The organism is Corallococcus sicarius, assembly GCF_003611735.1.
GTDB classification, from domain to species: Bacteria; Myxococcota; Myxococcia; order Myxococcales; family Myxococcaceae; genus Corallococcus; species Corallococcus sicarius.
The window spans coordinates 19,716-27,452 of sequence record NZ_RAWG01000107.1 but is presented as its reverse complement, the minus strand read 5'-3'; the positions used below and the strand labels follow the sequence as shown (position 1 = coordinate 27,452).

Annotated in this window: 2 protein-coding genes; one reads left to right on the top strand and one right to left on the bottom strand. The window is 70.8% G+C overall.

What is annotated here, in order from left to right:
• Nucleotides 1–6,929 (bottom strand): non-ribosomal peptide synthetase (locus D7X12_RS18335; protein WP_120626563.1); only part of this gene is annotated, 6,929 nt, incomplete at its 3' end.
• Nucleotides 6,930–7,212: 283 nt separating this feature from the next.
• On the opposite strand from D7X12_RS18335, the gene D7X12_RS18330 reads away from it, so the two are divergent.
• A complete protein-coding gene (locus D7X12_RS18330) occupies nucleotides 7,213–7,701 on the top strand; it encodes a GNAT family N-acetyltransferase (RefSeq protein WP_120626562.1) in 489 nt (162 codons plus the stop codon).
• The last annotated feature ends 36 nt before the right edge of the window (nucleotides 7,702–7,737 follow it).

Genomic DNA, 7,737 nt, shown 5'->3' with positions numbered 1-7,737 from the left:
GGCAGGGTGGGCGACTGTCCGGAGTCGAAGGCGCGGTACAGCGCGCCCAGCTCACGAGCGAAGACGCCGATGGACCAACCGTCGGACACGATGTGGTGCAGCGTGAGGAGCAGCCAGTGGCGGCGCGGATCCAACCGCAGCAACACGGCGCGCACGAGCGGACCGGTCCCCAGGTCGAAGGGCCGCGCGGCTTCGGCGGCGGCGTGTCGGCGCGCTTCCTCTTCGCGACGGTCCTCGGTGTCGGATGTCAGCGCGATGACGGGCAGGGAGAGCGTGACTCCGGCGTGGATCCGTTGGACAGGGGTTCCCCCTTCGGACGCGAACGTGGTGCGCAGGGCTTCATGCCGTTGCACCAGGGCCTCGAGTGCCTGCTCCAGCGCGGCGGCATTCAAGGTGCCGTCGAGCACAAGGATGCCGGGCACGTTGTAGAAGGCGCTGCCCGGCTGGAGCTGATCCAGGAACCACAGTCGCTGCTGGGCGAAGGACAGCGGCACGGCTCCGGTGCGAGGCATGGGCACGAGCGGCGGCATCTCCGGACGTGAGCCCTCCTGAGCACGCAGGGCCGACACGCGGACGGCGAGCGCCTCCACGGTGGGCGCGGCGAACAGGTCCCCCAGGGGCAACTCCACGCCCAGCGTCGAGCGCAGCCGGGACACCACCTGCGTGGCCAGCAGCGAATGGCCGCCCAGGTCGAAGAAGTCATCGTGGATGCCCACGCGCGCCACGTGCAGCACTTCGGCGAAGAGGACGGCGAGCTGTTCCTCCAGCGCATCGCGAGGAGCGACGAAGCGATCCTCCGAGGCCACGGGAGCCTCCGGCGCCGGCAGGGCCGAGCGGTCCAGCTTGCCGTTGGCGTTCAGGGGCAGGGCGTCCAGCACCACGATGGCACCCGGGGTCAGGTAGTCGGGGAGCCGCTGCTGGAGGGCGGAGCGCAGCTCCTTGCCGTCCAACGCAGCCCCGACGACGTAGGCCACCAGCCGCTTGTCCCCGGCGACGTCCTCGCGCACCACGGCCACGGCTTCGTGCACGCCGGGCAGTCCGCGCAGGGCCGCTTCAATCTCGCCCGGCTCGATGCGGAAGCCGCGCAGCTTCACCTGGAAGTCGGTGCGCCCCAGGAAGTCCAACGTGCCATCCGGACGCCAGCGGGTCTTGTCACCGGTGCGGTAGAGGCGCGCACCCGGCGTGGTGCTGAACGGGTGCGGGAGGAAGCGCTCGGCCGTGAGCGCGGGTTGGTGGAGGTATCCCCACGCGAGGCCTTCACCGCCGACGTACAGCTCGCCGGGCATGCCGGGCGGCACCGGTCGCATCGCCGCGTCCAGCACGTACGCGGTGGAGTGGGACAGCGGGCGGCCGATGGGAACGGAGGCGCCCACCGTGTCGCCCGCGCGCAGTGCGTGGGTGGTGGAGAAGGTGGTGTTCTCGGTGGGCCCGTAGCCATTGACGAGCACCGAGTCCGGAGGAAGCCGCGTCAGGTGCTCCCGCACGCGGGAGGCGGGAAGCACGTCACCGCCCGCCAGTACCTGGGGCACGCTGGCGAGGACGTCCGGGTGGTGTACCGCCATCTGTTCGAAGAGGGCGGCCGTCAGCCACAGGGTGGTGACGCGGTGGTGGGCCAGCGTCTCGGCGATGCGCGCGAGGGACAGCTCCCCCGGAGGTGCGAGCACGAGTCGGGCTCCGTGCAGCAGCGCACCCCAGATTTCGAGCGTGGAGGCATCGAACGCCGCGGGCGCGAGCTGGAGGACGACCTGCTCCGGACCGAAGCGCACGAAGTCGGTGTCCACCACCAGCCGCAGCACGGCACGGTGCGGAACGCAGACCCCCTTGGGAGTCCCCGTGGAGCCCGAGGTGAAGAGGACGTAGGCGAGGCTGTCCCCCTCCAGCTCCGGTGCGGGCGGCGCCGTCTCCGGTCGCGAGGCCCACCGTGAGGACTCCGTGTCCAACAACACCAGCGGCGTCAGCAGGGAGGGCAGCTCGTCCGCCAGCGCCTCCAGGGTGAGGACCATCGCTGGACCGGACTGCTCCAGGAGGAGCGACCACCGCTCGGGAGGAGCGTTCAGGTCGATGGGAACATAGGCGGCGCCAGCCTTGAGCACGGCCAGCAGCGAGACGATGAGCTCCGGCGAACGCGGCAGGAGCACCGCGACGCGGCTGCCACCCGCGATGCCCGAGGCACGCAGGTGGTGCGCGAGCTGGTTCGAGCGCGCTTCGAGCTGCGCATAGGTGAGGCTCGCCGTTTCGGAGACCACCGCCAGCGCATCCGGCGCACGCGCGACCTGCCGAGCGAAACGCTCCGGGATGGACTGCTCCGAGAATCCACCAGTGACTGAGGCGCCACTCCAAGCCTCCAGCACCCGCCGCCGCTCTTCCCCTGACACCAGCGGCAGCCCCTCCACGGGAGCATCCAACTGCCCCGGAAGTGCTTCGAGCAGCGTGGCGTAGTCGCGCAGCAGCCCCTGGAGGAAGGCCTCGTCGAAGAGGTCGGTGTTGTAGTGGAGGCTGCCGGAGAAGCCGTCCGAGGACTCCTCCAGGATGAGGCTGAAGTCGTACTTTGATGGCGTGAAGGGAGCAGGCAGCTCGCGCAGCGCGAGTCCCGGCAGACGCCACTCGGCTGTGGGCGCGTTCTGGAGCGTGAGGGTGACCTGGAAGAACGGCGTGTGGCTCGCGTCGCGCGCGGGCTGAAGCTCTTCGACCAGCTTCTCGAAGGGGACGTCCTGGTGCTCGAAGGCGCTCAGCGTGGTGGCGCGCACCTGGGCGAGCAGCATCCGGAACGAAGCGCGCGGGTCGATGCGGGCGCGCAGCACCAGCGTGTTGACGAAGAAGCCGATGAGGCCTTCGGTCTCTGAACGCGTGCGCCCCGCGACTGGCGCGCCCACGCTGACGTCCTCCTGCCCGGCATACCGCGAGAGCAGGAGCTGATACGCGGCCAGCAACACCATGAAGGGCGTGGCGCCCTCCCGCTTCGCCACCGTGTGGACCGCCTCCGACAGCTTCCGTGGCAGTCGCACCGCGACCTGACTCCCCGCGAACGTCTGCACGGCCGGACGCGGCCGGTCGGTGGGGAGCATCAACAGCGGAGGCGCACCGGCAAGCTGCTCGCGCCACCAGGAGAGCTGCGTCGCGAGCACGTCCCCCTGCAACCACTGGCGCTGCCACGCGGCGAAGTCCGCGTACTGGAGGGGCAGCGGCGGCAGCGCAGGCGCTTGGTCCGAAGCAAAGGCGCGGTAGAGGGCCACCAGCTCCCGCACGAGGATGCCCGTGGACCAACCATCCGAGGCGATGTGGTGGGTGAGCACGAGCAGCACGTGCCGCGTCTCCTCCAGGCGCACGAGCACCGCGCGGAAGAGGGGGCCCCGGGCCAGGTCGAAGGGCTGTCGCGCCTGCTCGGCGATGAGGGACTGGAGCCGTGACTCACGCTCATGTGCGGGCAGTGCACCCAGGTCCACTGCTTCAAACGGGCACGCCGCATCCGAAGCGATGCGCTGCACGGGGCCCTGGGGGCCCGGGACGAACGTGGTGCGCAGGACCTCATGACGCTGGACCAGCGCATCCAGGGCCTGCCGCAGCGCACCGGCCTGGAGTGCCCCTTCAAGCTCGACGATGCCGGGCAGGTTGTAGGCGATGGAGCCGGGCTGGAGCTGCTCCAGGAACCACAGGCGCTGCTGCGCGAAGGACAGGGCAAGCCCACCGTCGCGAGGCACGGGGCGCAGGGGCGGCGCCTGGGGACCCGTGGACCGGCCCTGCGCTTCATCCATGGCGGAGGCGAGGGCCGCGAGCGTGGGCGTCTTGAAGACGGCGCGCAGCGGAAGCTCGAACTGGAACGCCGCGCGGATCCGCGACAACAACTGCGTCGCGAGCAGCGAGTGGCCGCCCAGGGCGAAGAAGTCATCGTGCACGCCCACACGCTCGACGCGGAGCAGCTCCGCCCAGACGGAAGCGAGCCGCTCCTCGGTGGGGGTGCGCGGGGCGACATACGCGGGCGTGACAGCCATGGCGATATCAGCCGCGGGCAGGGCCCTGCGGTCCACCTTGCCGCTGGACGTGAGGGGCAGGGCTGCCAGCGGGACGAAGGTCGCCGGCACCATGTACTCGGGAAGCCTCTCCACGAGGAACGCACGGAGGGCTTCGGTCTCCACGGCGGGCAGGCCCGTACGCCCGACGAGATAGGCCACGAGCCGCGTGTCGCTGGCCGTGAGGCCCGCGCGTGCGACCACGACCGCCTGCTGCACGGTGGGGTGCTGCTCCAGCGCGGATTCGATCTCCCCCAGCTCGATGCGCAGCCCGCGCACCTTCACCTGGAAGTCGGCGCGGCCCAGGTACTCGATGGCGCCGTCAGGCAGCCAGCGGGCCACGTCCCCGGTGCGGTACAGCCGGGCGCCGGGCGTGTCACTGTAGCCGTCTGGAATGAAGCGCTCCGCGGTCAGGTCGGGACGGCCCAGGTACCCGCGGCCCACCTGCACGCCGCCGATGAACAGCTCCCCGGGCACACCCTGGGGCACGGGTCGCAGTGACGCATCCAGCAGCCGGATGTCCGTATTGGCCACCGGGTAGCCGATGGGCACCGAACGTCCCAGCGCACCGCGCACGCACTCGTAGGCCGTGACCTCCACCGCAGCCTCGGTGGGGCCATAGAGGTTGTGCAGCCGGATGGTGGGAAGGCGTGCCAGACACCGCTCGGCCAGCTCCAGCGGCAGCGCTTCACCGCTGCACACCACGCGGCGCAACGAAGCGCAGCGCTCCAGGCCGGGCTCCTCCAGGAACGCCTGGAGCATGGACGGCACGAAGTGCGTGGTGGTGACGTGCTCCCGGGCGATGAGGTCCGCGAGGTAGCCCGGATCCTGATGACCGCCAGGACGCGCCACCACCAGCCGAGCCCCCGTCATCAACGGCCAGAAGAACTCCCAGACGGACACGTCGAAGCTGAACGGCGTCTTCTGCAACACCACGTCATCCGGCGACAGCGGCTGCGCTCCCTGCATCCACAGGAGGCGGTTGATGATGCCGGGATGCGCGTTCATCGCGCCCTTCGGTCGTCCCGTGCTGCCGGAGGTGAAGATGACGTAGGCCAGCGCCTCCTCGGACGCCGCGGGCGGTGGTGTCTCGGAGGGCTGGCGCTCCACGGCGGTCCACTGGGAGTCCAGGCAGAACACCGGCACGTCCCGGACGGGGAAGCGCGTCACCAGCCGCTCCTGGGCGAGGACCACCGCGGGCCGCGCGTCCTCGAACATCCACGCGAGCCGCTGCGCGGGGAAGGACGGATCCAAGGGCACGTAGGCGCCACCGGCCTTCAGCGTGGCGAGCAGCGCCACCACCAGCTCCAGTGACCGCTCCAGCAACAACCCGACACGGACCTCCGGCCCCACGCCCAGCTCGCGAAGGTGCCACGCAAGCTGGTTCGCGCGCGCATCAAGCTGCGCATACGTCAGCGACGTGCCCTCGAAGGTGACGGCCACCGCGTCCGGCGTGCACGCGACCTGGGCCTCCACGAGTTGATGCAGGAGCACCCCGCGCGGGAAGGCCTCACGAGGCCCGTTCCACGCATGGAGCACGCGCTGACGCTCCGCCACGTCCAGGAGGGACAGCTCAGACAGGCGCGCGTCGGGCCGCGAGACGGCGTCCTCCAGCAGCGTGCCCAGGTGGCCCAGGAGCCGCACCATCGTGGCCTCGTCGAAGAGGGCGGTGCGGTACTCGGCGGTGAGGCGCAGTCCGTCGGGCTGTTCGAGCGCGAAGAGGGTGAGGTCGAACTGCGCGAAGCCGCTGTCCACGAGCTGCGCATCGAGCGACAGCCCGGGCAGGCGCACGGCGGGGAGGGGCGTGTTTTGCAGGACGAACATCACCTGGAAGAACGGAGGGACGTCGAGGTGGCGAGGAGGCTGGAGGACCTCCACCAGCTTCTCGAACGGAACGTCCTGGTGGGCGAAGGCGCCCAGGGAGGTGGCCTGCACGCGCGCGACGAGCGCACGGAACGACGGATCCCCGTCGAGCGACGTGCGCAGCGCGAGCGTGTTGACGAACAACCCGACGAGCAGCTCCAGCTCCGCCCGGGAACGCCCCGCCACGGGCGTGCCCACCGTGAGGTCGTCCTGGCCGGAGTAGCGCAGCAGCAGCAGCTTGAAGCCCGCGAGCAGCACGGTGAACAGCGTGGTGCCCTCCTGTCCCGCGAGCGCGGTGAGGCGCTGGACGAGCGCCGGGGGCAGCACCGAGGACACCGTCATGCCCCGCGTGTCCACCTGTGCCGAGCGCGGCCGATCCGTGGGCAGCGACAGGACGGCCCGGGGATCCAACCGTGAGCGCCACCATTCGAGCTGCGACGCCAGCACCTCGCCCCGCAGGGACTCGCGCTGCCACACGGAGAAGTCCCCGTACTGCAACGGCAGGTCGGGCAGCGTCGCCTGCGTGCCCGAAGTCAGTGCCGTGTAGAGCACGCCCAGCTCGTGCACCAGCAGGCCCATGGACCAGCCGTCGGAGACGGTGTGGTGCAGCTTGAGCAGCAGCAGGTGCTCCGTGCTGGACACGGCGAAGAGGCCAGCGCGCAGCAGCGGCCCCTGCTCCAGGTCGAACGGCGCGCGGGAGGCCTCGTGCAGCAGGCGCCACGCCTCCGCTTCATCCCTTGTGTCCACCACGGGCATGGGCACGACAAGCTCGGGGAGGATGCGCTGCCAGGGACGACCCTCCTGTTCGACGAACGTGGTGCGCAGCGCACCGTGGCGGCGCACCACCTCGTTCAGGCTGCCCGCCAGCGACGCCACGTCGAGCCGTCCCGACAGCCGCACGGAGTAGACCAGGTCGAGCCCGGCCTGCCCGGGTGACAGCCGCTCCTGGAACCACATGCGCTCCTGCCCGAAGGACGCCGGGACCCGCTGCGTGGGGCGGCGCTTCTCGCGCAAGAGCTCCGCCAGCCGCGCGCGCTTCTGCTCAGGGGTAGGGGCCATCGGGCTGCGACTCCTTGGGAAGGGTCTCGCCGAGCACTCGGGAGGAGCGATGCGACACGTTCCCGGGCTGCAAGAGGGGCGCGGATAGTAGCCAGCGCCTCCGACACCTCGGCAGCGTTTTGCGCCCCGGGACCGACCGTCAGCCCGCTCCCAGACCACGGATCCAAGGCTTCAAGGACCCACGGGAGTTCAGCTCCACCGGCAATGTTCGATGCGCCGGGACGCGGCGTGCTGGACGCAGTGACGCGGGGGCGCTGCTTGACGACCGCGAGCAGAGAGGCTCATGAAGCGCGTGACCATGGCGGACCCTTCCCAGATTCGTGAGGCCGTGCCGGGCGACGCCGCGCGCCTGTCGCAGGTGTTGCGTGACGCGTTCGAGGAGTACCGGGGGCGGTTGGATCCGCCCTCCAGCGCGCACGACAAGACGGAGGCCGTGGTGACGCGGGAGCTGCAAGACGGCGGGGCCTTCGTGGCGGAGGCGGACGGCGTCCTGCGCGGCTGCGTGTTCTTCCACCCGAAGGCGGACCACGTGTACCTGGATCGGCTCGCGGTGCTGCCGACGTTCCGGGGGCAGGGGCTGTCACTGCGCCTGATGGAAGCGGTGGAGGCCCGCGCGCGTGAGCTGGGCCACGCGCGGGTGCGCCTGTCGGTGCGGCTCGCGCTGGAGTCGCATCACGCGTGGTACGCGCGCCAGGGCTACGGCTTCCACTCGCACGGCACGCACGCGGGCTACACGAAGCCCACGTTCCTGGTGTTGGAGAAGACGCTCTAAAGGCTGCGCGCCGTTACCGTACGACGGTGCAGCATG